The sequence below is a fragment of the Pedococcus sp. P2_E5 genome (assembly GCF_056403895.1).
This window is the reverse complement of sequence record NZ_JBFUEP010000058.1, coordinates 1-23,603: the sequence shown is the minus strand read 5'-3', so window position 1 is coordinate 23,603 and position 23,603 is coordinate 1. Positions and strand designations below refer to the sequence as shown.

General features: G+C 68.6%; 24 protein-coding genes. 19 read left to right on the top strand and 5 right to left on the bottom strand.

Features of this window, described 5'->3' with window-relative positions:
- The 8 genes from AC1DVZ_RS17300 to wecB form a co-directional block, all read left to right on the top strand.
- Positions 1 to 1,299, top strand: a 1,299-nt coding sequence (locus tag AC1DVZ_RS17300) for a polysaccharide biosynthesis protein (protein WP_477619435.1), incomplete at its 5' end; no start/stop codon positions are given.
- Positions 1,299 to 2,429, top strand: coding sequence for a DegT/DnrJ/EryC1/StrS family aminotransferase (locus tag AC1DVZ_RS17295; RefSeq protein ID WP_477619434.1), 1,131 nt, complete (start codon positions 1,299 to 1,301; stop codon positions 2,427 to 2,429). The genes AC1DVZ_RS17300 and AC1DVZ_RS17295, both read left to right, overlap by 1 nt.
- 2 nt (positions 2,430 to 2,431) lie before the next feature.
- Complete coding sequence (locus AC1DVZ_RS17290; protein ID WP_477619433.1) at positions 2,432 to 3,052, top strand: sugar transferase; 621 nt, start codon at positions 2,432 to 2,434, stop codon at positions 3,050 to 3,052.
- Entirely contained in the window at positions 3,049 to 3,204 is a 156-nt protein-coding gene (locus tag AC1DVZ_RS17285; RefSeq protein WP_477619432.1) for a PglD-related sugar-binding protein, read from the top strand. The genes AC1DVZ_RS17290 and AC1DVZ_RS17285 overlap by 4 nt, the downstream gene beginning before the upstream one ends.
- Complete coding sequence (locus tag AC1DVZ_RS17280) at positions 3,201 to 4,463, top strand: glycosyltransferase family 4 protein (protein ID WP_477619431.1); 1,263 nt, start codon at positions 3,201 to 3,203, stop codon at positions 4,461 to 4,463. The genes AC1DVZ_RS17285 and AC1DVZ_RS17280 overlap by 4 nt, the downstream gene beginning before the upstream one ends.
- Positions 4,464 to 4,465: 2 nt before the next feature.
- A complete protein-coding gene (locus AC1DVZ_RS17275; RefSeq protein WP_477619430.1) occupies positions 4,466 to 5,497 on the top strand; it encodes a polysaccharide biosynthesis protein in 1,032 nt (343 codons plus the stop codon).
- Complete coding sequence (locus AC1DVZ_RS17270) at positions 5,497 to 6,606, top strand: polysaccharide biosynthesis C-terminal domain-containing protein (RefSeq protein ID WP_477619429.1); 1,110 nt, start codon at positions 5,497 to 5,499, stop codon at positions 6,604 to 6,606. The genes AC1DVZ_RS17275 and AC1DVZ_RS17270 overlap by 1 nt, the downstream gene beginning before the upstream one ends.
- Complete coding sequence (gene wecB / locus AC1DVZ_RS17265; protein WP_477619428.1) at positions 6,603 to 7,721, top strand: non-hydrolyzing UDP-N-acetylglucosamine 2-epimerase; 1,119 nt, start codon at positions 6,603 to 6,605, stop codon at positions 7,719 to 7,721. Before AC1DVZ_RS17270 ends, wecB begins: the two co-directional genes overlap by 4 nt.
- 51 nt (positions 7,722 to 7,772) lie before the next feature.
- Here wecB and AC1DVZ_RS17260 read toward each other — a convergent pair whose 3' ends face one another.
- On the bottom strand, positions 7,773 to 8,528 hold the full coding sequence (locus AC1DVZ_RS17260) for a glycosyltransferase (protein WP_477619427.1): 756 nt from the start codon (positions 8,526 to 8,528) through the stop codon (positions 7,773 to 7,775).
- A gap of 206 nt (positions 8,529 to 8,734) precedes the next feature.
- On the opposite strand from AC1DVZ_RS17260, the gene AC1DVZ_RS17255 reads away from it, so the two are divergent.
- The 3 genes from AC1DVZ_RS17255 (at position 8,735) to AC1DVZ_RS17245 (ending at position 12,700) form a co-directional block, all read left to right on the top strand.
- The gene (locus tag AC1DVZ_RS17255) at positions 8,735 to 9,946 is read left to right on the top strand and encodes a lipopolysaccharide biosynthesis protein (protein WP_477619426.1); all 1,212 of its coding nucleotides are present in this window, start codon (positions 8,735 to 8,737) and stop codon (positions 9,944 to 9,946) included.
- Positions 9,947 to 10,140: 194 nt separating this feature from the next.
- Positions 10,141 to 11,523 (top strand): O-antigen ligase family protein, encoded by a 1,383-nt coding sequence (locus tag AC1DVZ_RS17250; RefSeq protein ID WP_477619425.1) that lies wholly within the window; start codon positions 10,141 to 10,143, stop codon positions 11,521 to 11,523.
- Positions 11,504 to 12,700 (top strand): acyltransferase family protein, encoded by a 1,197-nt coding sequence (locus AC1DVZ_RS17245; protein WP_477619424.1) that lies wholly within the window; start codon positions 11,504 to 11,506, stop codon positions 12,698 to 12,700. Before AC1DVZ_RS17250 ends, AC1DVZ_RS17245 begins: the two co-directional genes overlap by 20 nt.
- Here the strand turns inward: AC1DVZ_RS17245 and AC1DVZ_RS17240 are convergent.
- Complete coding sequence (locus AC1DVZ_RS17240) at positions 12,697 to 13,854, bottom strand: NAD(P)-dependent malic enzyme (RefSeq protein ID WP_477619423.1); 1,158 nt, start codon at positions 13,852 to 13,854, stop codon at positions 12,697 to 12,699. The two genes, AC1DVZ_RS17245 and AC1DVZ_RS17240, sit on opposite strands and share 4 nt — an antisense overlap.
- A 273-nt stretch (positions 13,855 to 14,127) precedes the next feature.
- Between AC1DVZ_RS17240 and AC1DVZ_RS17235 the strand changes: the two genes are divergently transcribed.
- From AC1DVZ_RS17235 to sodN, 5 genes are all read left to right on the top strand, one after another.
- Positions 14,128 to 15,045: an ABC transporter substrate-binding protein gene (locus tag AC1DVZ_RS17235; protein ID WP_477619422.1), complete on the top strand. Its 918-nt coding sequence runs from the start codon at positions 14,128 to 14,130 to the stop codon at positions 15,043 to 15,045.
- Positions 15,046 to 15,049: 4 nt separating this feature from the next.
- Complete coding sequence (locus AC1DVZ_RS17230; RefSeq protein ID WP_477619421.1) at positions 15,050 to 15,961, top strand: amino acid ABC transporter permease; 912 nt, start codon at positions 15,050 to 15,052, stop codon at positions 15,959 to 15,961.
- Positions 15,961 to 16,851, top strand: a complete 891-nt coding sequence (locus tag AC1DVZ_RS17225) for an amino acid ABC transporter ATP-binding protein (RefSeq protein ID WP_477619420.1) — start codon at positions 15,961 to 15,963, stop codon at positions 16,849 to 16,851. The genes AC1DVZ_RS17230 and AC1DVZ_RS17225 overlap by 1 nt, the downstream gene beginning before the upstream one ends.
- Before the next feature lie 66 nt (positions 16,852 to 16,917).
- Complete coding sequence (locus AC1DVZ_RS17220; RefSeq protein WP_477619419.1) at positions 16,918 to 17,292, top strand: S24/S26 family peptidase; 375 nt, start codon at positions 16,918 to 16,920, stop codon at positions 17,290 to 17,292.
- 156 nt (positions 17,293 to 17,448) lie between these two features.
- Positions 17,449 to 17,847, top strand: coding sequence for a superoxide dismutase, Ni (gene sodN / locus AC1DVZ_RS17215; RefSeq protein WP_477619418.1), 399 nt, complete (start codon positions 17,449 to 17,451; stop codon positions 17,845 to 17,847).
- A 70-nt stretch (positions 17,848 to 17,917) separates the two neighbouring features.
- On the opposite strand, the gene AC1DVZ_RS17210 is transcribed toward sodN, so the two are convergent.
- A complete protein-coding gene (locus AC1DVZ_RS17210; RefSeq protein WP_477619417.1) occupies positions 17,918 to 18,877 on the bottom strand; it encodes an NAD-dependent epimerase/dehydratase family protein in 960 nt (319 codons plus the stop codon).
- On the bottom strand, positions 18,874 to 19,932 hold the full coding sequence (locus AC1DVZ_RS17205) for a glycosyltransferase (protein ID WP_477619416.1): 1,059 nt from the start codon (positions 19,930 to 19,932) through the stop codon (positions 18,874 to 18,876). The genes AC1DVZ_RS17210 and AC1DVZ_RS17205 overlap by 4 nt, the downstream gene beginning before the upstream one ends.
- 81 nt (positions 19,933 to 20,013) lie before the next feature.
- Between AC1DVZ_RS17205 and AC1DVZ_RS17200 the strand changes: the two genes are divergently transcribed.
- The gene (locus AC1DVZ_RS17200; protein ID WP_477619415.1) at positions 20,014 to 20,520 is read left to right on the top strand and encodes a GtrA family protein; all 507 of its coding nucleotides are present in this window, start codon (positions 20,014 to 20,016) and stop codon (positions 20,518 to 20,520) included.
- A gap of 113 nt (positions 20,521 to 20,633) precedes the next feature.
- On the opposite strand, the gene AC1DVZ_RS17195 is transcribed toward AC1DVZ_RS17200, so the two are convergent.
- The gene (locus AC1DVZ_RS17195) at positions 20,634 to 21,350 is read right to left on the bottom strand and encodes a class I SAM-dependent methyltransferase (protein WP_477619414.1); all 717 of its coding nucleotides are present in this window, start codon (positions 21,348 to 21,350) and stop codon (positions 20,634 to 20,636) included.
- A gap of 157 nt (positions 21,351 to 21,507) precedes the next feature.
- Here AC1DVZ_RS17195 and AC1DVZ_RS17190 point away from each other — a divergent pair, with 157 nt between their 5' ends.
- Positions 21,508 to 21,804, top strand: a complete 297-nt coding sequence (locus AC1DVZ_RS17190; RefSeq protein ID WP_477619413.1) for a DUF3311 domain-containing protein — start codon at positions 21,508 to 21,510, stop codon at positions 21,802 to 21,804.
- Positions 21,801 to 23,477 (top strand): monocarboxylate uptake permease MctP, encoded by a 1,677-nt coding sequence (gene mctP, locus AC1DVZ_RS17185; RefSeq protein ID WP_477619412.1) that lies wholly within the window; start codon positions 21,801 to 21,803, stop codon positions 23,475 to 23,477. Before AC1DVZ_RS17190 ends, mctP begins: the two co-directional genes overlap by 4 nt.
- Positions 23,478 to 23,603: the final 126 nt, after the last annotated feature.

Sequence of the window (23,603 nt, the reverse complement as noted above, 5' to 3'; positions counted from 1 at the left end):
GTTGCACTCCTCGACGACGACTCGGCCAAGGCGCGCCTTCGCGTCGAAGGTGTGAAGGTTCGCGGTGCGCGAACGGCCATGGGCAAGGTGGCGCAGAAGCACGGGGCCGACACCCTGATCATCGCCCTTCCGCTGGCAGAGGCCCGCACGATTCGCGAGCTCACCCAGCTGGGCGAGGATGCAGGTCTCGACGTCCTGACCCTTCCTCCCGTCCGCGAGATCATCGGCGGCCGGCCGACCGCCGGCGACCTGCGCAACGTGGATGTCGCCGATCTCCTGGGCCGACGTCCCGTCGAGCTCGACATGGCCGTCATCGCCGAACAGATCGCGGGCAAGCGGGTCCTCGTGACCGGGGCCGGTGGCTCGATCRGGTCGGAGCTGTGTCGCCAGATCGCCCGGTTCGGTCCCGCGAAGCTGTTCATGCTCGACCGTGACGAGTCCGGACTCCAGTCGACGCAGCTGAGCCTGCACGGCAACGGCCTGCTCGACAGTGACGAGATCGTGCTCGCGGACATTCGTGATGTCGACACGATGAAGCACGCATTCGAGGGATCGCGCCCGGACATCGTGTTCCACGCAGCTGCCCTCAAGCACCTCCCGCTGCTCGAGGCTCACCCCCTGGAGGCCTGGAAGACCAACGTCCTCGGCACCATGAACGTCCTCGAGGCGGCGTCTCGGGTCGGTGTCGGCACCTTCGTCAACATCTCGACCGACAAGGCCGCCAACCCCATCTGCGTCCTCGGCTACAGCAAGCGCCTCGCCGAGCGGATCACAGCGGACTTCTCCCACCGGTTCGCGGGTCGTTACGTGTCGGTGCGGTTCGGAAACGTCCTCGGGTCGCGCGGTTCCGTCGTCCATGCGTTCACGGACCAGATCCAGCGTGGAGGCCCGATCACGGTCACCCACCCTGACGTGGAGCGCTACTTCATGCTCATCCCCGAGGCCTGCCAGCTCGTGCTCGAGGCCGCCTCCATCGGCAGGGACGGTGAGGTCATGGTGCTCGACATGGGTGAGCAGGTGAAGATCATCGAGGTAGCGAACACGTTGATCCGGATGTCCGGACGTCGCGACATCGACATCGTCTACACGGGCCTGCGTCCCGGCGAGAAGTTGGGGGAAGAGCTCTTCTCCACCGCCGAGGACCCCATGGCGACCAGCCACGCGCTAGTGTCCAGCGTCGACGTGCCGTCCATCGAATGTTCCGACGTACTCGGTGTCCGTCCCGCCAGTCATGAGTCGGCGGCGGAGTGGATGCGACGTGAGGCGCAGGTCTCCGGCGCGATCGGTGTCACCAGCTGATGGCGAGAATTCTTCTGTCGCAAGCCCACGTGACTGACGTGGAAGAGCGATACGTCCTCAGCGCCTTGCGTTCGGGCTGGGTGGCACCCCTCGGTCCCGACGTCGACCGCTTCGAGAGCGAGGTGGCCGACCGTGTGGGCGTCGCGGGAGCCCTGGCGCTGTCGTCGGGCACCGCTGCGCTGCACCTCGCCCTGCTGGACGTCGGCGCCGGGCCGGAGACGTCCGTGGTCCTGCCGTCGATGACCTTCGCCGCCAGCGCCAACGCGGTCGCCTACACCGGGGCCGCACCCGTCTTCGTGGACTCACAGAGCAGCGACGGTAACGTCGACGCGGAGCTCTTGATCCAGGCCGTGGACACCCTTCTCGATGAGGGAACCCCGGTGGCTGCGGTGATGTCGGTGGACCTGTTCGGACGCTGTGCCGACTACACGTCCCTTGTCGACGAGCTCGCCGTACGCGGCGTCCCCCTCATCGAGGACGCCGCAGAGGCTCTGGGCGCCACGCTGGACGACACCGCTGCAGGCGCGTGGGGGCAGGCCGCTGCCCTCTCCTTCAACGGCAACAAGATCATGACGACGTCCGGCGGCGGGATGCTGCTCTCCGACGACCTCGACCTGATCGCCCGGGCCCGCTACCTGTCGACGCAGGCCCGCCAGCCCGTCCCTTGGTACGAGCACACGGACATCGGCTACAACTACCGGATGTCCAACATCCTGGCCGCGCTCGGGCGTGCGCAGCTCAGCCGCCTCGACTCGATGATCGCGCGTCGCCGCGAGATCCGGTCGACCTACGTCGAGGCGTTCGCGGACATCCCGGGGCTGCGCGTCCTCGGGGAGGACGGAGCCCCGGGTCACACCGACAACTGCTGGTTGACCTGTGTCATCCTCGATCCCGAGGTGGCCGCCGCCCCGGCGGTGATCAAGCACCTGGACGGAGCCGACATCGAGGCCCGCCACCTCTGGAAGCCGATGCACAGCCAGCCGGTTCACGCGGACGCCCGCGCCTTCGTCACCGGCGTCTCCGACGAACTGTTCTCGAACGGGGTCACCCTCCCGAGCGGGTCCATCCTCAGCGATGCCGACATCGCCCGGGTGGTCGACGAGGTTCGCTCGGCGACCGGCGCGCGCTGATCATGACCGGATATCCGGGCAAGCGCGCCCTCGACCTGACGCTGACCTTGCCGATGCTGCTCCTTTCGCTGCCGGTCCAGCTCGTCGTCGCCGTCCTAGTTCGGCTGCGGCTCGGCTCACCGGTGCTCTTCCGGCAGCCCCGGCCCGGCTTGGGTGGCAGCTCCTTCGAACTCATGAAGTTCCGAACCATGCGCCCTGTCGACCCCTCGCGCGGGTGGACCCACGATGCCTCCAGGATGACTCGACTCGGCGCGCTGCTGCGCTCCACGAGCCTTGACGAACTTCCCACCCTGTGGAACGTCGTTCGCGGCGAGATGTCTCTGGTAGGCCCCCGACCGCTGCTCGTCCAGTACCTCGAGCGCTACACCCCTGAACAAGCGCGTCGACACGATGTCCTTCCCGGACTCACCGGCCTGGCACAGGTTTCCGGACGCAACGCCGTGACGTGGGAGGACCGGTTCCGCCTGGACGTCGAGTACGTCGACCGCCAGTGCCTGTCGCTGGACCTGTCGATCCTGCGACGCACCGTCGGTTCGGTGCTGCGCCGCGAGGGCATCAGCGAGGATGGCGAAGTCACCATGTCGGAGTTCACCGGGGGACGCTCGCAGGACGGCCACCAGTGACATCGCCGATCGTCATCGTCGGCTGTGGTGGTTTCGGACGGGAGGTGTGCGACGTGATCGATGCCGTCAACGCAGTGTCGAACACCTGGAACCTGCTGGGCTTTGTCGACGTGACGGCCGGGACCACGGTCAAGGGGGTTCCGGCCCGATGAGGATCGCATTCGTCACGCAGTGGTTTCCCCCGGAGCCAGGCTCCCTGGTCGCCACTGCCATCGCCGAAGGGTTGGCCAGTCGTGGGCACGAGGTCCACGTGCTCACCGGCTTCCCGAACTATCCCACTGGCGAACTGCACGAGGACTACCCCCTCCGCCCGTATCGGCGGGACCAGCTGGGCAGCATCACCGTGCACCGCGCACCCTTGTATCCGAGCCACGACAGGTCGGCTGCGCGCCGCATGGTCAACTACCTGTCCTTCGCGTTGTCGGCGACCGCAGTCGGATGGACACGAGTCCCGCGACCGGATACCTGGCTCATCTACTCGTCCCCAGCCACAGCAGCCGTCCCGGCGCTTCTCTCCCGCTGGGGCCGATCGGTTCCGATGTCGCTGATCATCCAGGACCTGTGGCCGGACAGCGTGACGCAGAGCGGCTTCGTCGGCGGGCGTGTGGTCAGGGGCGTCGAGCGTGCCCTCAACCGATTCTGCCGCTGGTCCTACCGGCGGGCGACCGGCATCGGTGTGATCAGCCCCAGCATGCGCCACATCCTCGTGCAGCGAGGGGTACCGGACCACAAGATCTTCGACACCCCCAACTGGGTGACCGCCGAGAGGGCGGTGTCGTCCCGTGAGGCTGCCGCCGGCCCTGCGGCACCTGAGCAGTGCGAAGCCGATCGGACGGCGCTCGGTCTGCCTTCGGGCCGGCTGTTCATGTACGCCGGAAACATCGGCGAGATGCAGGGCCTCGAGCCGTTGGTCTCCGCCTTCGCCAAGGTGCCCGCGGCCAACCTGGTCGTGCTCGGAGACGGCGTCGCCCGACAGCGACTGGAGTCCATCAGGGACCAGACCGACGCCACCAACGTGCGTTTTCTCGGCCATCTGCCGTCAGACCAGGTCGGCGCCTACCTGCGCGCCTCCGACATCCAGATCGTGTCCCTTCAGGACACTGCCCTCCTTCGTGCAACGATGCCCAGCAAGACCCAGAGCGCCCTTACCCACGGCAAGCCCGTGCTCGCCCACGCGGCCGGCGACGTGGCGGCACTCATCCGTGACAACCACGTGGGCGCTGTGGCACCCCCCGGCGACCTCGAGGGCACGGTCGCAGCCATAGGCTCTCTCGTCGCGGCAAGCGACGCCGAGTTGACGGCCATGGGCGCAGCCGCACGCACGCTCTCGTTGGAGCAGTTCTCGTCGCAGGTCGGTCTCGACCGGCTCGAGGCCATGCTCMTGGCCGCAGACAGACAGGGAAGGACGTAGAAGTGCACCTCGACAACCTCAGCGGGGCCACGGTGGCCATCACAGGCGGGACGGGGTCGTTCGGCTCCACGATGGTCACCCACCTGCTCGAGCGGGGTGCCGCCGCGGTGCACATCCTCAGCCGCGACGAGGCCAAGCAGGACGCGATGCGCAAGCGCTTCAGCGACTCGCGCCTGCGCTTCTTCCTCGGCGACGTCCGCGACCGCGAGTCGGTGGCGGGCGCCTTCGTGGACACCGACTTCGTCTTCCACGCGGCGGCCCTCAAGCAGGTGCCGTCGTGCGAGTTCTTCCCCGAGCAGGCGGTCAAGACCAACGTCATCGGCAGCCACAACGTCATCGAGGCTGCCGCGGCCGCGGGGGTGCGGTCGGTAGTGTGCCTGGGCACCGACAAGGCGGTCTATCCGGTCAACGCCATGGGTATGACGAAGGCTCTGATGGAGAAGACCGCTCAGGCCTTCGCCCGCAACCATCCGCACTCGTCCACTGTGGTGTCGACGACCCGCTACGGCAACGTCATGTACTCCCGCGGCTCAGTCATCCCGTTGTTCGTGGAGCAGATCCGCAGCGGCAGGCCACTGACCGTCACCGACCCGCACATGACGAGGTTCCTCATGTCACTGAGGCAGTCGGTCGACCTGGTGGAACACGCCTTCCTGCACGCCGAGTCCGGCGACCTGTTCGTTCGCAAGGCGCCCGCGTCCACCGTCGAGGTGCTGGCTCAGGCCGTGGCGGGGCTGCTCGGGATCGAGGCCCCCGAGGTACAGGTCATCGGCACGCGGCACGGCGAGAAGCTCCACGAGACCCTGCTCAGCCGTGAGGAGATGACCAAGGCCACCGACCAGGGTGACTACTTCCGTGTCCCCCTCGACGCACGAGGTCTCCAGTACGAGGTCTTCGTCGAGGAGGGCGAGCAGACCGTGGCCGAGCACGACGACTACACCTCCGAGAACACCACTCGCCTCGACGTCGCCCAGACCCAGGCCCTGCTCCTGGAGCTGCCCGAGGTCCAGCGCCTCGTCCAGGATCTCGGCTGATGCGCATCCTGCTCACCGGCGCCGCAGGCTTCCTCGGATGGCACACCCGCACCCGGCTGCGCGCGACGACTGACCACGAAGTCGTTCCCGTCACGCGGGAGAACTGGGACCAGCTGGCCACGCTGCTCGGCGGGGCCGACGCCGTGATCCACGTCGCTGGCGTCAACCGTGGTGACCCCGCCGAGGTCGAGGCCGGCAACGTGCGCCTCGCCGAGGAGCTCGCGTATGCCGTGCGGCAGCACGGCGCGCCCGTGCGGGTCGTGTTCGCCAACTCGATCCAGTCCGGAAACGGGACGCCCTATGGCACGGGCAAGGCGCAGGGGGCCACCCTCCTGGGCGAGGCGACCACGGCGGCGGGAGGGCATTTCGTCGACGTCCTCCTTCCCAACATCTTCGGCGAGCACGGCCAGCCGGCATACAACTCGTTCGTCGCGACCTTCGTCGCGGCGGTGGTCCGTGGCGAACAGCCGCAGGTCAACGACCGCGAGGTGGCCCTCCTGCACGTCCAGCGGGCTGCGCAGGCGCTCATCGACGCGCTGGTCACGGCCGAGGTGTCCCTGACCCCCGCCGGGACACCCACCTCGGTGGGCGAGGTCTACGCCCTGCTGCGCGAGTTCCACGAGCTGTACGCGACCGGTGACATCCCGGTCCTCGACACCGCCCTGCGCGTGGACCTGTTCAACACCTACCGGGCTGCGCTCTTCCCCGCCCACTACCCCATCGCGCTCACTGCGCACTCCGACGCCCGGGGGCGCCTCGTCGAGACGGTGCGCGCCCACGGTGGTCAGGGCCAGACCTTCGTGTCGACGACCCGGCCAGGCATCACCCGGGGGGAGCACTTCCACCTCGGCAAGGTCGAGCGCTTCGTCGTGCTCAGCGGGCAGGCCAGGATCTCGCTCCGGCGGGTGTTCCACGACGAGGTGGTGTCGTTCGACGTCTCAGGTGACTCCCCGGCCGTGGTCGACATGCCCACCATGTGGGTGCACAACATCACGAACACCGGCGACACCGAGGTCACGACGCTGTTCTGGACCCACTCGCTCTTCGACGCGGAAAACCCCGACACCTACTGGGAACCCGTGGCTGACGTTGCAAAGGCGGACGCATGACCAAGGTGATGACCATCGTCGGGACCCGCCCGGAGATCATCCGACTCTCGCGGGTGATGGCGCGACTCGACGCCACCGTCGACCACGTCCTGGTTCACACGGGTCAGAACTACGACTACGAGCTCAACGGGATCTTCTTCGACGAGCTGGGTATCCGCACGCCGGACCACTTCCTCGAGGTCGACACGTCGAGCCTGGGCCGGGTCCTCGGCGAGACCCTCATCAAGGCCGAGCAGGTGCTGCTCGAGGAGCAGCCCGACGCCGTCCTCGTGCTCGGTGACACCAACAGCTGTATCGCGGCGATCATGGCCAAGCGGATGCGAATTCCGGTGTACCACATGGAAGCCGGCAACCGTTGCTTCGACGAGAACGTCCCGGAGGAGACCAACCGGCGACTGGTCGACCACGTCGCCGACTTCAACCTCGTCTACACCGAGCATGCGCGCCGCAACCTGCTCGCCGAGGGCCTGCACCCACGTCGCATCCTGCTGACCGGCTCCCCGATGAAGGAGGTGCTGATGCAGCACCTCGACCAGTTCACCCAGAGCACCATCCTGGGAGACCTCGGCCTGAGCCCGCAGGGCTATCTCCTGGTTTCGGCGCACCGCGAGGAGAACGTCGACGACCCCGAGCGGCTCGGCGCGCTGCTCGACTGCCTGGTCGCCGCACACGAGCGGACGGCCCTGCCCGTCCTCGTGTCGACCCACCCCCGCACCCGCAAGCGCCTCGAGTCGCTGGGGCGCGAGCTGCCCGAGGCGCTGATGTTCCACAAGCCTCTGGGCTTCATCGACTACGTGCGCCTCCAGCAGGACGCCTTCTGCGTGCTGTCGGACAGCGGCACGATCAGTGAGGAGTCCTCGATCCTCGGTTTCCCGGCGATCACCCTTCGCGACTCGATCGAACGTCCGGAAGCCCTGGACGTCGGGGCCATCATCATGACCGGGCTCGACCCGGAGAATGTCGTCGAGGCGATCGAAGCCGTAGCTCGTGAGTCGACCGCCGGCCAGCACGTGCCCGCGGACTACGCCATCGACAACTGTTCGGAGCGTGCGGTCAGGTTCATCCTGTCGACCCACCGCCGCCACGAGCAGTGGTACGGCCTGCGGGCACGCTGACCCAGCCTCGCCCGAGCCCGCGACAGCGGCTGACGCCCGAGCCTCATTCTCTTACGTTCGCCAGCCAACGCGCGTCCGGCGAACCACCAGAACGGCCAGTTGTGCCACCATCTGCAGTCGCGTGATGGCGACCTTGTCGAGACGTCTGCGGTGCTCGGGCGTGAGATTTCCCCCGTGGACCCGGCGCAGCACGACCGGCGTTTCCACGTGCCCGACACCGCCGGCCAGCGACCCAGCCAGTGCCAGCCAGATGTCGTGTGCCTCGACGACCCCGGGAAAGGGTAGAAGGGTTGGGGCAAGCCCCGAGCGGTAGGCCATTGCGGACCCGAAGTAGGCCCGCCTGCCCGTCAGCACACCCATGATGTTTCGCAGGGCTCGGCCAGAGTCCTCGTGGCGCAGCCTCGGTGCGGAGGGAGCAGGACCTCCTCCGAACACCTCGAGGTTGCCAGCCACCACGGGATGGAGCTCCAGCGCTGCGGTCAACGCAGCCACCCGCCCCTCGGGCCAGAGATCGTCCTGGTCCGCGAGCATGACCACATCGCCGCGGGCTGCCTGCATCGCCCGCTCGAAGGCCCGCACGTGGCCAGCGTTGGTCTCCATTCGCAGGATGACGATGCGAGCGTCCCGCAACTCGCGGAGCACTTGCAGGGTGTCATCGGTCGACGCGTCGTCGGCCACGACGAGCTCGTCCGCCGGCCCCAGCTCATCGAGGATCGACGTGACCTGATCGCGCACGAACCGGGCACCGTTGTAGGTCGCCATGCACACGCTGATGCGCGGAACGGGTGAAGCGTCGCCCAGCGGCACGAAGTCTCCTTTGTCCGGATCGGGCAGACGTCCCGGATATCATAGGCGCGCGCCGCGCAGTGCGAGGTCGCGCCCCTCACCGGAAAGGCAGCATCCTGTCCATCACGCACGGCGACGTCACAGCGAGCCGCACATCGCGTCTGCTCTCTCATGGCAACGTCGCGAGAGGTGCGACGCTCGCTCTTGCCCTGGCCTTCAGCCTCGCCGTGGCACGGACGCTGGGCGCCCATGAGGCTGGCCCGGTTTTCACCGCGGTGATCGCGGTGACGCTCGTCGGGATGATTGGCCGGTTGGGCAGCGACCAGTACGTCCTCAAACACGCGTCCGCGCTGCGCGCTCGGGGTGCTTTGCGGTACGACACCCTGTCGTGGCCCTGGCTCCGACGCATCACGTGGGCATGCAGCACCACGGCCGCCGTCGTCGTCGGCGGCGTCAGTCTCGCCCTCCACGGGGCCGGTCTGGCCTCGCCGCTGACCTCCTGCCTTTCACTGTTCGCCCTGTCGATCCCCTTCCAGTGCGCGGCCATCCTCAACTCGGCCCTCTTGCGAGCCGTGGACCGCGTCGCGGCCGGCGCCTTCGCCGAGGTCGGGCTGAGCCAGGGCCTGGCGATGGTCGGGCTGCTCGGGCTGCACGTGTTTGCGCGGGCAACACCCACCACGGCCGCCGTCGCCTTCCTGGGCGGGTCGTTGATCACCGCGCTCTGGTCGAGCTGGATGGTCGGCCGCGTCGGCATCCCCCACGGCGACGCGTCGACCGGCGCGGCCCGGCCAGCGGGTGCTGTGAGCGAGATGACCCACATGATGACAACGTCCACGCTCTTCTACACGATGACGTGGATGCCCGTGGGCGCGCTCTGGTCCTTCTCGACGCCGGCGGCGGTCTCGCTCCTGACCGTGGCTGCGCGCTTCCCCAACTTCCTCAGCCTGATCCCCAGCATCCAGGTGACTGCTGCCGTGCCGCGGCTTGCCGCACTCCACCACTCCGACGACCTGGCGGCGGTCAACGCCGGGCTGGCCCGGATCAACCGCGGCGCAGCCGCGATCGCCGTCCCGGTGGCCGTCGCGCTGATCGTTGCCGCGCCGTGGGTGATGGCCACGTTCGGGCCGGAGTTCGGCGCTGGCACCTCGGTTCTCAGGGCGCTCGTGGTCGGGCAGCTGGCCGTGGTGCTTCTCGGCTTCGTGGTTCCGGTGATGCTGTTCGCAGACATGGAGCGCACCGCCGTGGCGTTGACCATCGGCGCCGTCCTGCTCGGATTTCCCGTGGTGTGCCTCGCGAGTCACTACGCTGGGGCGCTGGGCGCCGCTCTCGCCACCGCGGCAGTGATGACGGCACACGCCGCACTGTGCGCCATCGTCATCAGGCAACGCACAGGAATCATGACAGCAATCACCCTCGGCAACCCATGGAGACAACCGTGACCGAACATCGGTCGTCCGGTGGGACTCGCGGGCGTCGCACCCCGTCGGCTCAGCGGAGCATCCGGGGTCCCCGGGGTTTTTCCGCGGCCCCGGTACTGCCCGCGTCCGTTGTGGGCCCCGGGCCGCGCTCCACATCGAAATCGGCCATCAACACCGGGATCGTCCTCGGCCTGGGCGGGCTGTTCGGCTTGGTCGTGCTCATCCTCAGCGGCAGTCCGGCACTCTGCCTCGTCGCGGCCGCCCTGCCTTCGGTCCTTGTGCTCGGGGTCTGGCGCTCCGCGGTCGGGCTCTCCGTGATGGCGTCGGTCCTGCACAACGGCGAACAAGCGACCCTGCTTCCCGAGTTCGCTTGGTACGCACTCCAGTTCGGCCCACTGCTCGCGGCCATTCCGGCGTCATTCCTGCGAGCCCGCGCTCCCCTGCGGGCTGTGGACCGCGCACTGACCATGTCCCTTGGTGCCCTCACGGTGCTCGCCCTCTCCTCGAGCCTGTGGAGCGCCCAACCCACGAAGACGGCCCAGCAGGGCGGCCTGTTCATTCTCGTCGCCGCCTTCCTGATCTCCACCGTCAAGGGGCGCTGGACCGACACTGCGACCGTGAGAGGGGACGTGACGTTCCTCTTCGCGATTCTCGGAGCCATCAACCTGGCCGGGGTCATGTCTGGTCTCGACGGCGCCCCAGCCGCCTTCGGCAACTACGGTCGGTTCCAGGGGCTGATGTCGAATCCCAACTATGCGGGGATCTTGGCGGCGGTTGCCATTGCGCTCGGCGTGTACCTCCTCGCGGAGACCACCGCGCTGCGACGGCTCATGATCCTCGGCCTGTTCGTCATCCATGCGACAACGTTGCTCTGGAGCGGCTCCCGCGGCGCCTTGGCAGCGTTGGTACTCGCTCTGGTGGCGATCTCCCTCGGCCGCGCGGGTCGTCGGGTTCGCCGCCTGACCTTGGGGCTGGGCCTGCTCGCGGCCGTGGTCGTCCCGCTCGTTGTGCCCGTGGCTGAAATCACCAACAACGTGCTGTTCACCCGCGCAGACAAAGGGGTCGACGTCACTTCGGGTCGGCTTCAGATCTGGGCTTCCCTTCTGCACAAGTGGCAGGAGCAACCGATCCTCGGCACGGGCTTCCGGACGATCGAGGAGATCAACGCGTCGACCGGGTTGGTGGCGCACAACATCTACCTGTCCTTCCTCGTCGAGCTGGGTCTGGTCGGGATCGCCATCTTCGGCATCGTGGTCGTGTCCACTCTGGCCGCCGGCGCCAGGCAGGGGACGAGCGCCCTCCTCCTCGCTCCGGCCGTCACCGTGCTCGCCATCGAGCTGACAGAGTCGTCGATCCATGGCTTCGGCAACGCCACCGCGCTGACGAGCTGGATCGCTCTCCTCTCGTGCGCAGGCGCGGGCCGGGCGGCCTGGATCGAGCGCCAGCGGGAGGCGGCAGCAGGGCTCGGCGCATCACCGAACGGCGAGTTCGACATGGACCTGCACCACGCATCCTCCCCCGGGCCGAGCCCTGCGCGCCGGCGACTCGAGGTCCGCGTTCCCGGGGCAACAGCCGGTCGTGGCGACTACCGGCGCTGAGGGCCGTCGGCTGCGCAGTCTCGACGGTCTGCGCGGTCTGGCCGCCCTCGTCGTGGTCCTGCACCACAGCCTCCTGCTCCTTCCCTCACTGGCAGGCGCCTACGAGTACCCGCGATGGGTCAGCTCCGGACCCGCCTGGGCTCTGACGTGGACGCCGCTGCACCTCCTGTGGGACGGTCCGGCCGCCGTCACGGTCTTCTTCGTCCTCTCCGGCCTCGTCCTCACCCTGGGCGCAGAGCGACTGGGCACCGTCCGCGGATGGGCCGCCTGGTACCCCGCGCGGCTGCTCCGCCTCTACGTGCCAACCACAGCAGCCGTCCTGACGGCGGTCGGTCTGTATGCCGCCGTACCGCGGGAGTCTCGCCTCGGCCTGTCCTGGTGGCTGAGGTTCCACGACGCTCCCCTGCCCTGGACCGACGTCGTGAAGTGTCTCGTGCTGGTGACGGGCACGACGAGCCTCAACTCGGCCCTGTGGTCCCTGCGCTGGGAGGTGATCTTCTCGCTCACCCTCCCCCTTTTCCTCCTGCTGGGCCGGGGCGGGCGGGCGGTGGTCGCCGCGCAGGCGACCGCCCTCCTCGCCGCGATGGTCTTGGGTGGGGGGTCACACCTCAGCGCGAGATACCTGCCGGTCTTCGGACTGGGGGTGCTGTTGGCGCGGCAGCTCAGGACACTGGCCCCGCTGGCGGCTCGTCTGCAGCCGCGAGTCTGGGTGGGAACCGGGGTTGTCGGAGTCCTGCTCCTGGAGGCCCCCTGGCTCTTGGGCCCGACCGCGCCACCGCGCTGGGCGATGGTCGCGCCGGCCCTGACCGCCATCGGCGCCACCGTCTGCGTCTGGATGTTCGCCCACTGCCCACCACTGGCTGGTCTCGCGTCCAGGCCCGCAGCGGCGTGGCTCGGAACGGTGTCCTTCAGCCTGTATCTGGTGCACGAGCCGGTGGTCGTCAGTGTGGGGTTCCTGCTGTCCGGCCGAGTCCCGATGTGGTTGGTCGTCCCCGCGGCCGTGGCGCTCGGGCTGGGCGCGGGGTGGGCCTTCCACCGCACCATCGAGCGACCCGCGCACCGGTTGGCGCGACGGGTCGCCCGATCCGGGTGGTCGGAAGTGGCACAGCCCGTGGACGCCATCCCCGCCCAGCCGGAAGTCAGGGCCGCAGAGGAGGATCCGGTCCCTCGGACCTAGGCCAGCTCGGCGACCGCTGCGGCCACGGCGTCGGCGACGCCCTCGGCGAAGACACTCGGCACGATCTCGTCCGCTGTCGGCTCTGGCACCAGCCCGGCGATGGCCACCGCCGCCGCGAGCTTCATCGCCTCGGTGATCTGCGGCGCTCCCGAGTCCAGCGCTCCGCGGAAGATCCCCGGGAACGCCAAGACGTTGTTGATCTGGTTCGGGAAGTCCGAGCGGCCCGTGGCGACCACGGCGGCATACTTCGACGCGACGTCGGGGTGCACCTCGGGATCGGGGTTGGCGAGCGCGAAGATGATCGACGACGGCGCCATCCGCGCGACGTCGGCCTCGGGCACCTGGCCGCCCGACACCCCCACGAAGACGTCGGCGCCCACCAGTGCGTCGCCCAGTGACCCCGAGAGGCCACGCGGGTTCGTCGTCGCGGCGAGACGGCGCTTGTGGTCGGCGAGGTCCTCGCGTGCCGGCGCGACGATCCCTCGCGAGTCGCAGACCACGATGTCCTCGACGCCTGCCCTCGCCAGCAGCTTGGTCACCGCGACACCGGCGGCCCCGGCACCCGAGACGACCACGCGCAATGACTCCAGGGGGCGACCGACCACTGTGGCGGCATTGATCAGGCCGGCCAGGACGACGATGGCCGTGCCGTGCTGGTCGTCGTGGAACACCGGGATGTCGAGCCGCTCCTGCAGCTGCCGCTCGATCTCGAAGCACCGTGGCGCCGAGATGTCCTCGAGGTTGATGCCGCCGTAGGTCGGGGCGATCCGCACGATGGCGTCGACCAGCTCGTCCACCGAGCCGGTCTCCATGCACACCGGCACCGCATCGACGCCACCGAAGTGCTTGAACAGCACCGCCTTGCCCTCCATCACGGGAATCGCTGCGAGCGGGCCGATGTCGCCCAGCCCGAGGACCGCGGTGCCGTCGGTGATCACGGCGACGGTGTTGGCGCGAGCCGTGTAGCGGGCGGCGAGCGAGGGGTCGACGGCGATCGCCCGGGACACGTCCGCCACGCCCGGCGTGTAGAGCAGCGCGAGATCGACGCGGTCCCGCAGGGGCTGCGTGGCGTGTACCCCGAGCTTGCCGCCCTCGTGCGCCCGGAAGACCGGGTCGGACGGGTCGAACAGCGGATACGACGGGAACGCAGACATGGACGATTCACCTCAAAGGAAGACACAAGAAATGCGTGGGGCACACCGCGCACGGATAGATCCGCGGTCGAACGACAGCCGGGTGTGGCCTCTCAAACGCAGGGCACGGGGGTTACCCGCGAGTTCATGGTGGCACACCCCAGCGCCCGAAACCACCGTCGTAACGCGAGTGTGACCCGCATCGCCCCGCAGGAGTGGCAGTATGCCGATCAGTCACCCACGTGGCGCGGCCGCCGGCCAGCCACACGGCATACGAGGAAGGAACCTCACCGCATGACCCATCGCTTGCGCCCCACCACTCTCCTGATCGCGGGGCTCGCCACAGCAGGACTGGCCCTGTCCGCCTGCGGCTCGGACTCGCTGTCCACCACCACGAGCAGCTCGAGCAGCAGCTCCACGACCAAGGCCGCGGTCGACCAGGCCCTGGTGGCGAAGCTGCCCGCCAAGATCAAGAGCGCCGGCAAGGTCGTTGTCGGCACGGACGCGACCTACCAGCCCAATGAGTACCTCGACACCGACGGCAAGACGGTCATCGGCATGGACGTCGACCTGTTCGACGCGGTCATGGCCAGGTTCGGCGTCAAGACCGAGTGGCAGTCCACCGGCTTCGACTCCATCATCCTCGGGGTCGGCAGCGGCAAGTACGACGTCGGCGTGTCCTCGTTCAGCGTCAACGCGGACCGGATGAAGCAGGCGACGATGGTCTCCTACTTCAAGGCCGGCACCCAGTGGGTCGTGCAGAAGGGCAACCCGAAGAAGGTTGATGCGGAGAACGCCTGCGGGCTCAAGGTCGCGGTCCAGAAGGGCACCACCCAGGTCGACGACCTCACCGCGCGCAGCGCGAAGTGCACCGGCGCGGGCAAGCCGGCGATCACCCAGCTGGTCGACCCGGACCAGGCCAAGGTCACCGCGATGATCCAGTCCGGCAAGGCAGACGCCATGGCGGTCGACCTCCCGCCGGCCATCGCCGCAGTGCAGCTGACCAAGGGCTCCGTCGAGCTCCTCGGCGAACAGTACGACTCGGCCCCCTACGGCTTCGTGCTCCCCAAGGACCAGACCGAGTTCGGCCAGGCCATCGTCGACGCGCTCAAGTCCATGGAGCAGGACGGGAGCTACAAGCAGATCCTCGACAAGTGGAAGGCCGAGGGCGGGTCGATCAGTGACTTCGCGGTAAACCCGTCGGTCGGCTGACGCCATGGCCCCTCAGGTAGAGGACCGGCCGGGCGTGATCCACGCCCGGCCGGTCCGGCACCCCGGACGATGGGTGGCCGTCGTCGTCATCGCCGTCCTGGTGGCGATGATGATCAGCTCGTTCGTCACGAACGACAAGTGGAACTGGAGCTACACGTTCCAGATCATGATCCAGAAGCCCGTCGTCCAGGGCGTGTACCTGGGGACGATCCTGGGCACCGTCATCGCCATGGCGGTGGGCATCGTGCTCGGGATCATCCTCGCCATCATGCGGATGTCGGACAACTTCGTGTTGCGCGGGGTCTCCTTCGCCTACACGGCGTTCTTCAGGTCGATCCCCCGCTACGTCCTGCTGTCCCTGTTCGCCGTCGGCATCGGCTACCTGTACAACACCTTCGAGATCGGCGTGCCCTTCACGTCCATCCACTTCTTCACGCTCGACTACCAGGCGTACTCGAGCACGGTGTGGATCGGGGGCCTGGCCCTCGGCCTGTCCGAGGCGGCCTACATGGCCGAGATCGCCCGCGCCGGCATCCTGTCGGTGGACAAGGGTCAGGCCGAGGCCGCCCAGGCGATCGGCATGTCGCCTGGCAAGACCATGCGGCGGATCGTCCTGCCGCAGGCAATGCGCGTCATCGTCCCGCCGACCGGCAACGAGACGATAGCCATGGTCAAGGACACGTCGTTGTTCATCGCGGCGCAGATCACCCTCGAGCTCTACTACCAGGCAACCTTGTTCGGCTCGCGGACCTTCCAGGTCATGTCCGGCCTGATGGCAGCGACCCTCTGGTACCTCATCCTCTGCTCGGTTCTCATGGTCGGACAGAGCTACCTCGAGAAGTACTTCGGGCGAGGTTTCGGCGCGCCCAGTGCCAAGGCCCAGCAGAAGCTCCAACAAGTTGCGGCGGACCACTGATGACCACAACCCAGCACACCGGTGAACCGCTCGTCCACGCGGTCAACGTGACCAAGGCGTTCCACGGCAACCAGGTGCTCAAAGGCATCGACATGGACGTCCACGCCGGCGAGGTGGTCTGCCTGCTCGGGCCGTCCGGCTCGGGCAAGACGACCTTCCTGCGCTGCATCAACCAGCTCGAGTCGATCGACGGCGGGCGCATCTGGGTCGACGGCGACCTCATGGGCTACGCCGACCGCGGTGGCACGCTGCACCACCTCACCGACAAGCAGATCGCCGCGCAGCGACGCGAGATCGGCATGGTGTTCCAGCGGTTCAACCTGTTCCCGCACAAAACCGCCCTGGAAAACATCATGGAAGCCCCGATCCAGGTCAAGGGCGAGAAGAAGGCGACGGCGCGCGAACGCGCACTGGTTCTCCTCGACCAGGTCGGCCTCAAGGACAAGCCGAGCGCCTACCCCGCCCAGCTGTCAGGCGGTCAGCAGCAGCGGGTCGCCATCGCCCGGGCGCTGGCGATGCAGCCCAAGCTGATGCTCTTCGACGAACCCACCTCGGCCCTCGACCCCGAGCTGGTGGGCGAGGTCCTCAAGGTGATGCGCCAGCTCGCCAAGGACGGCATGACGATGATCGTCGTGACCCACGAGATGAGCTTCGCCCGCGAAGTCGCCGACAGGGTCGTCTTCATGGACGGCGGCGTCGTCGTGGAGCAGGGGCCGCCGGGCGAGGTCATCTCCAACCCGCAGCACGCGCGGACGAAGTCCTTCCTGAGCCGCATGCGCCAGGAAGAGCATGAGCACGCCGAGCACCTGCTCGAGGCCGCGCACCGCAAGGAGCCCGATGTCGACGCACCGATGGAGCCGACCGGCCCGGGCACGGAGGCGTCGGGGTGAGATGCGGATGCGAGGTCAGCCCCAGGTCGGCATGATGGGTTCAGGCAACGACGAGCGGGAGGCTGCGTGACGGTGATCGGGGTAGTCCGCGTCCGAGGTCGGTCCATGGAACCGACCCTGCACACCGGAGACCGGCTCGTCGTCCTTCGCGGGGCACCGCCGCGCCTCGGCCGCCTCGCGATCGTGCGCCTCCCCGACGACTCCCACGGAGTCCGCCGCCCGCTCGCCATCAAGCGCGTGACCGGGCGTGACCCGTCCGACCCCACCCGCTACTGGGTGGAGAGCGACAACCAGTCCGCCCCCGGCGTCACCGACTCGTGGACCCACGGCATCGGCTCGCTCGCCCGCGAGCAGATCCGGGCCCTGGTCCTCTTCCGGCTGCCCGCGACCTATCCCGGGCGCCGCCTCGCCCGCCGCGTGATCCGCCGCTTCACGCGCTGACCCGACTCGGCGCCCAGCCGCACCGCGCCTCCCACGGTGCGCGGGCGGCATACCTGCTCGTATGCCGGTCACCCGCCGGGGGTGCCGTGCGGCCCGCTGACCTGCCGGGTAGGGTCGAAGACGCACGAGAACATCCACCTCGCAGAAGGGATTCGCATGCTCTCCCGCCATTTCCGCACCACTGAGGTCAGCGCCCACTGCGACCTGCCCTGTGGTGTCTACGACCCCGCCCAGGCACGCATCGAGGCCGAGTCGATCAAGGCGATCATCGCCAAGGTCGCCGACAACGACGACCCCGACTTCCGCACGCGCGCGGTGGTCATCAAGGAGCAGCGCTCCGAGCTGGTCAAGCACCACCTGTGGGTGCTGTGGACCGACTACTTCAAGCCGCCGCACTTCGAGAAGTACCCCGACCTCCACACACTGTTCAACGAGGCCACGAAGCTCGCCGGTGCGTCGGGCACCAAGGGTGAGTTCGACGCCGCCAAGGCCGACGAGCTGCTCGCCAAGATCGACCAGATCGACAAGATCTTCAAGGAGACCAAGGCCGCCTGAGCCACACGGTCAGCAAAGGGTCGCCCACCGCTGGTGGGCGACCCTCTGTCGTGTCCGCGCGTCTCGGCACTCAGCCGGCGGACGGGTGCCGGGTCTGCTCCCCCACGTCGGCAGCGGTGCTGGCCATGCCGATGGTGACCGAGGTGCGCAGGTTCGCGTCCAGCTCGGTCCAGACGACGGACAGCAGGCGCAGGTCGACCACCTGGCCGGTGCCCTCGACCGGAGCCTTGACGACGACGCGCGGCCGCTTCTTGTAGAGCCGGGCCGACTCGGCGATGAGCGCACTGATCGTCGTGCACTGGCCCGAGGCGATGATCTTGGTGACGACGCGAGAGGGCTGTCCCTCGACGCGGTCCCGCACGCCGGCCAGGCCTGCCGCCAGGAGGTTGCCGCAGTCCTCGACGTAGACGTAGTCGCGCATGGTGTCGAGGGGGACGTACACCGTCAGCGGGATCCCAGTGACGTGGGTGCGGCAGAGCTGGGAGATGAGACCTTGCGGTTTGGTCAGGTCCTGCCCCGGCCCGTAGAGGTTGCCGATGCGACCCACCAGGACCGCCGTCCCGGTCTGTCGCGAGAAGTCCTCGACCGCGGCCTCCATCCGCAGCTTGGCTCGCCCGTAGGCAACCAGGGCGGCGGTGGGTGACTGCTCGGTGAACGGCGCGCGGACCGGCGACCCGGCATACACCCCGCCGGCGGAGGAGGCGAGGAAGAAGGCTCCGTGCCTGCCCTCGGGCAGCGCGGCGGCCAGGTCGGCGAGGAAGTTCTCGAACAGCTCGACCTCCGCGAGCAGGTCGGCCTCCGGCGTGGCGACCACGCCGGCTCCGGCACACCACGCCACGGCCCAGCTGGCCCCGTCCGCACGCTCGACCAGCGTCGCGATCCCCTCGCGCAACGCTGCCCGTGCCGCCACGGGGTCCGACCACGGCACCCGTGCGGTCACCACCTCGGCGCCACCCCGGCGAACCGACGCTGCGACGTGCGAGCCCAGCAGACCCCCGGCGCCGACGACCAAAGTGGTCGCCCGCGTCATGCCTCCTCGCTCACCCGTGGCCCCTGGGCATCCTGCCCGGCGTCCGCGCGATCTGCCGGGCGACGTCCGAGCGGGCCGCGCTGGGGATCCGTCGTGATGAGGTAGAGCGGTTTGCCCATCGCCATGTTGACCGCGACTCCGAGGTACTCGGCCACGATGCCCAGCGAGAACAGCACGGCGCCCGTGCCGACGATGACGAACACCATCACCGACGTCCATCCGGGGACCACGATGCCGCCGAACAGCCTGCTCACGACCAGCACCACCGCGACGACGACGCCGAGCAGCGCGAAACCGGCGCCGATCATGCTGACCACGCGCAGCAACCGGGTGCCGCTGGTGAGCACGAGTCTCCAGAAGTGCGACATCAGGCTCCGCAGCCGGTAGCCGCTGCGACGGTCTCCCTCCTCGCGCATGGGCAGTGGACAGCTGCTCACGCCGCCGGCGACCCACCCGAGGGCCACGTCGAGGTAGACGCCCGCTCCGGCGTACGCCGCCAGTCCGCGGGCCACCTCGCCCAGGACGAGACGGTAGGAGTGGTAGAGGTTGGCGCCGCTGTTGCCGGTCAGCCTTTCGACCAACCACTTCGCGCCCTTCGACGCCGTGTTGCGGATCGGACCGTGCGGCGGCTTGTTGGTGGGGCGGGCGTAGACGACGGCCACCTGCTCGGCCATCGCGCGGTCGAGGAGAGCGCCGAGATAGCCCGGGTCGTGTTGCCCGTCCTCATCCATCGTCACGACCCAGTCGCCACCAGAGGACGACATCCCGGCCAGCGTCGCCGCGTGCTGGCCGAAGTTCCGGCTCAACCAGACGGGGCGGACGAAGTCGTACTGCCGGACGAGGTCGCGGATGGTCTCGTCGGAACCGTCCGGGCCGTGGTCATGCACGAGGAACAGCTCGCTCACCCGCGCCAGGTGGCCGTCCTCGGTGCGGAAGTCGTTGGTGTACTCCGCGAGCTCGGCCACCACCTGGGGCAGCGTCGTGCGACCGGCGTAGACAGGGATCACCACGGAGATCAGGTGGGTGCGGTGCTGGGTGGGGGGTGCTGCCGGCATGCCCGAACTATAGTCATCCGGTCCCCGCCCTTCCGGGCGCCCGTCCCGAGGACGCCGCTCATCTTGGAGGAACCGGATCCCATGGCCAACCTCCCCGCCCCCGACGCGCCGGAGCCGCACCTGCCCCCCGCAGGTCCGCTGACCCAGCTGGTCCACAACCAGCAGGTCGCCTATCTCCTCGTCGGCGGCATCAACACCGCCGTGGGGCTCGGCTTCTTCGCGCTGGCGCACTGGCTCCTCGGCGGCACCATCGGCTACATGGGGTCACTGGTGCTGGCCTACGCCTTCGCGATCCTGGTGGCGTTCGAGCTCCATCGCCGGTTCGTGTTCCGGGTGAAGGGCCACCGGGCCCGTGACCTGGCGCGGTTCGCCGGGGTGCAGTCGACCTCGCTGGTGATCAATGCCGCCCTGCTGCCGCTGCTCATCGAGGTGGCCGGGCTCGGGCCGCTCCTGGCGCAGGCCATCGCCACCGCGCTGACCGTCGTGCTGAGCTACTTCGCGCACAAGCACTTCAGCTTCGCCCGCGACCTCGGGCCCGGTTACCCGGGCGACCTCATCGAGCACGAGTCGGACGACGCGACCGAGTAGACCAGCGCTGCTGGGTCAGGCGGTCTGGCTCAGGCGGTCTGGGTCAGGCGGTCTGGGTCAGGCGGTCTGGGTCAGGCGGTCTGGGTCAGGCGGTCTGGGTCAGGCGGTCTGGGTCAGGCGGGCTTGCTCGCGGCGACGACCACGGACGACCCGAAGGGCAGGTCCATCCGCGCCAGCAGGGCACGGTCGACCCGGCTGAGGCCCATCAGCACCCGCTCCACCGATCTGGGGACCTGCGGGAGGCTGACGACGTCTGCGGCCTCGCTCGACGACGGCCGCACCTTGCGGGCGACCCGCTCGGCGACGAAGAACGGGAACACCGAGGCGAACGCATAGGTCGCCCGGTCCACGGTCAGCCCGCTGCGCTCCACGGCGGCGACGGCCCGGGCCCGGGTGTAGCGCCGGTGGTGGCCGTTCTGGTCGTCGAAGTCGGTCCACGCCCACTGGTAGGCAGGCACCGACACGAGCAGCCGTCCTCCGGGGGCCAGGACGCGAGTCACTTCGTCCAGCGCCGTCTGCTCGGGTTCGCAGTGCTCGATCACGTCGAAGGCCGCCACGATGTCGAAGGCCGCGTCCTCGAAGGGCAGCGCCAGGGCCGAGCCGCAGACGCCGTCAGCGCCGAGACCGCGCGGATCGAGGTCGAGGGACACGTGGCGGTCACCGCCTCGCAGCCAGGCCACGCTGGGGCCGTCGGCGCTGCCCACGTCCAGGATGCGCGCGTCCCGGTCGACGTACTCCTCGAGCACCTCTCGGAGCAGGTCGGTCCGCGCGCGGTACCACCAGTACGTCGGGGCGACGATCGAGGCGGAACCGCCGTGAGCCACAGTCATGGGCGACACCCTAACCGGATCCCCGGGCCACCTGCGGCATCGGCCAGCGCCCCGGCTCCGCCCGTCCGATATCCCACGGTTACCGACCAGTCGGGCATAACGTACATCGCGAACTGCCCATCGGCAGTCGCTCCTTCTTCCATGCGGAGGTCCGAAGGTGAGTACCGACAACGATGTCGACCACGACACCGTCCCCCCGGCCAACAAGGGACTGCTGGCCATTGCCGGCGTCCTGCTGGCCATCCCGATGATCGCCCTCCTCTGGGTGGGCAGCTACGCGAAGAAGGACCCCGAGCTCTGGGGCTTCCCGTTCTTCATCTGGTACCAGTTCCTGTGGGTCTTCCTGTGCTCGGCGCTGACGTTCGCCGCGTACAAGCTGGTCCTCAAGGCTCGCCCCCACCGCCCGATGCCGGGCCACACCGGTACCGACAACAGCATGGAGGCCGGCCGATGAACGCCCTCGCGCCCACCGCAGCAGGCACTGGTGTCAACGGTGTCGCGCTGACCGTTCTCATCCTGCTCTTCGCCCTCGTCACCGGCATGGGCTTCTGGGCCTCGCGCTGGCGCCAGGCCGAAAGCATGGAGTCCCTCGACGAGTGGGGCCTGGGTGGCCGACGCTTCGGCACCTGGGTGACCTGGTTCCTCCTCGGAGGTGACCTCTACACGGCATACACCTTTGTGGCTGTGCCGGCGGCGATGTTCGCCCTCGGCTCGGTCAGCGGGTTCTTCGCCGTGCCCTACACGATCGTGCTCTACCCGATCATCTTCATCTTCATGTCGCGGCTCTGGTCGGTGAGCCACCGACACGGCTACGTGACCCCGGCGGACTTCGTCAAGGGCCGCTACGGCTCGCGTGGGCTGTCCCTCGCGGTGGCGGTCACCGGGATCCTCGCGACGATGCCCTACATCGCGCTACAGCTCGTCGGCATCCAGGCCGTCCTCGAGGTCGCCGGGGTCGGCGGCAGCAACGCCCTCGCCAAGGACCTGCCGCTGTTCATCGCCTTCGCCCTGCTGGCTGCCTACACCTACTCCAGCGGACTGCGGGCGCCGGCGATCATCGCGTTCGTCAAGGACGCGCTCATCTACCTCGTCATCATCGTCGCGGTCATCTACCTCCCGTCGAAGGTCGGCGGCTGGGACAACGTCTTCAGCGCGGCGGAGGCCAAGATGGCGAAGCCGAGTGTCGCCGACCCGGCCAAGCCGACCGGTGCGTTCATCCCGAACAGCCAGCAGTACTGGGCCTACGCGACGCTCGCGTTCGGTTCGGCCCTGGCCCTGTTCATGTACCCGCACTCGATCACGGCAACCCTGTCGAGCCAGAGCCGCAACACGATCCGCCGCAACGCCTCGATCCTGCCGGCCTACTCCTTCGTGCTCGGCCTGCTGGCCCTGCTGGGGTGGGTCGCCATCGCCGCCGGCACCAAGCCGATCGGCCTCGACGGCAAGCCGAACGCACAGCTGGTCATCCCCCAGCTGTTCGAGGACATGTTCCCGAGCTGGTTCGCCGGTGTTGCCTTCGCGGCGGTGGCGATCGGAGCCCTGGTCCCGGCAGCCATCATGTCGATCGCGGCAGCCAACACCTTCACCCGCAACATCTACCGCGACTGGATCAAGCCCGACGCCACGCACGCCCAGGAGGCCAAGGTTGGCAAGCTGGTTTCGTTGCTGGTCAAGGCGTTTGCGCTCGTCTTCGTCCTCACCCTGGACAAGCAGAACGCGATCAACTTCCAGCTCCTCGGCGGCATCTGGATCCTGCAGACGCTCCCCTCGATCGTCTTCGGGCTCTACACGCGGTGGTTCCACCGGTGGGCGCTGCTCGGTGGCTGGGCGGTCGGCATGGTCTACGGCACGATCGCTGCCTACAACGTCATCAACCCGACCACCAAGGGCCACTTCGGCGGCTCCCTGGCGATGATCCCCATGCTCGGCAAGATGGGCTACATCGCGATGACGGCCTTCGTGATCAACCTGGTCATCGCCATCGTCGCCACGCTCATCCTCAGGGCCCTCAAGGTCGACCCGGGCAGGGACGACACGATCAAGGGTGACTACTTCGCCGACGCCGGTGACCCCCGCGTCGAGAAGAACCTCGCCATCGACGCGCACCTCACCACGGGAACGCCCTAGCGGCTGGCGCACACTCCACCGCATCGGGCGGTGTCGGGACCGGTTCGCCACGGTCTCGGCACCGCCCGATGCGCATGGGCGGTCCACCTAACCTTTGCTAGCAAAGATTGCTGGTTGGTGGACAGG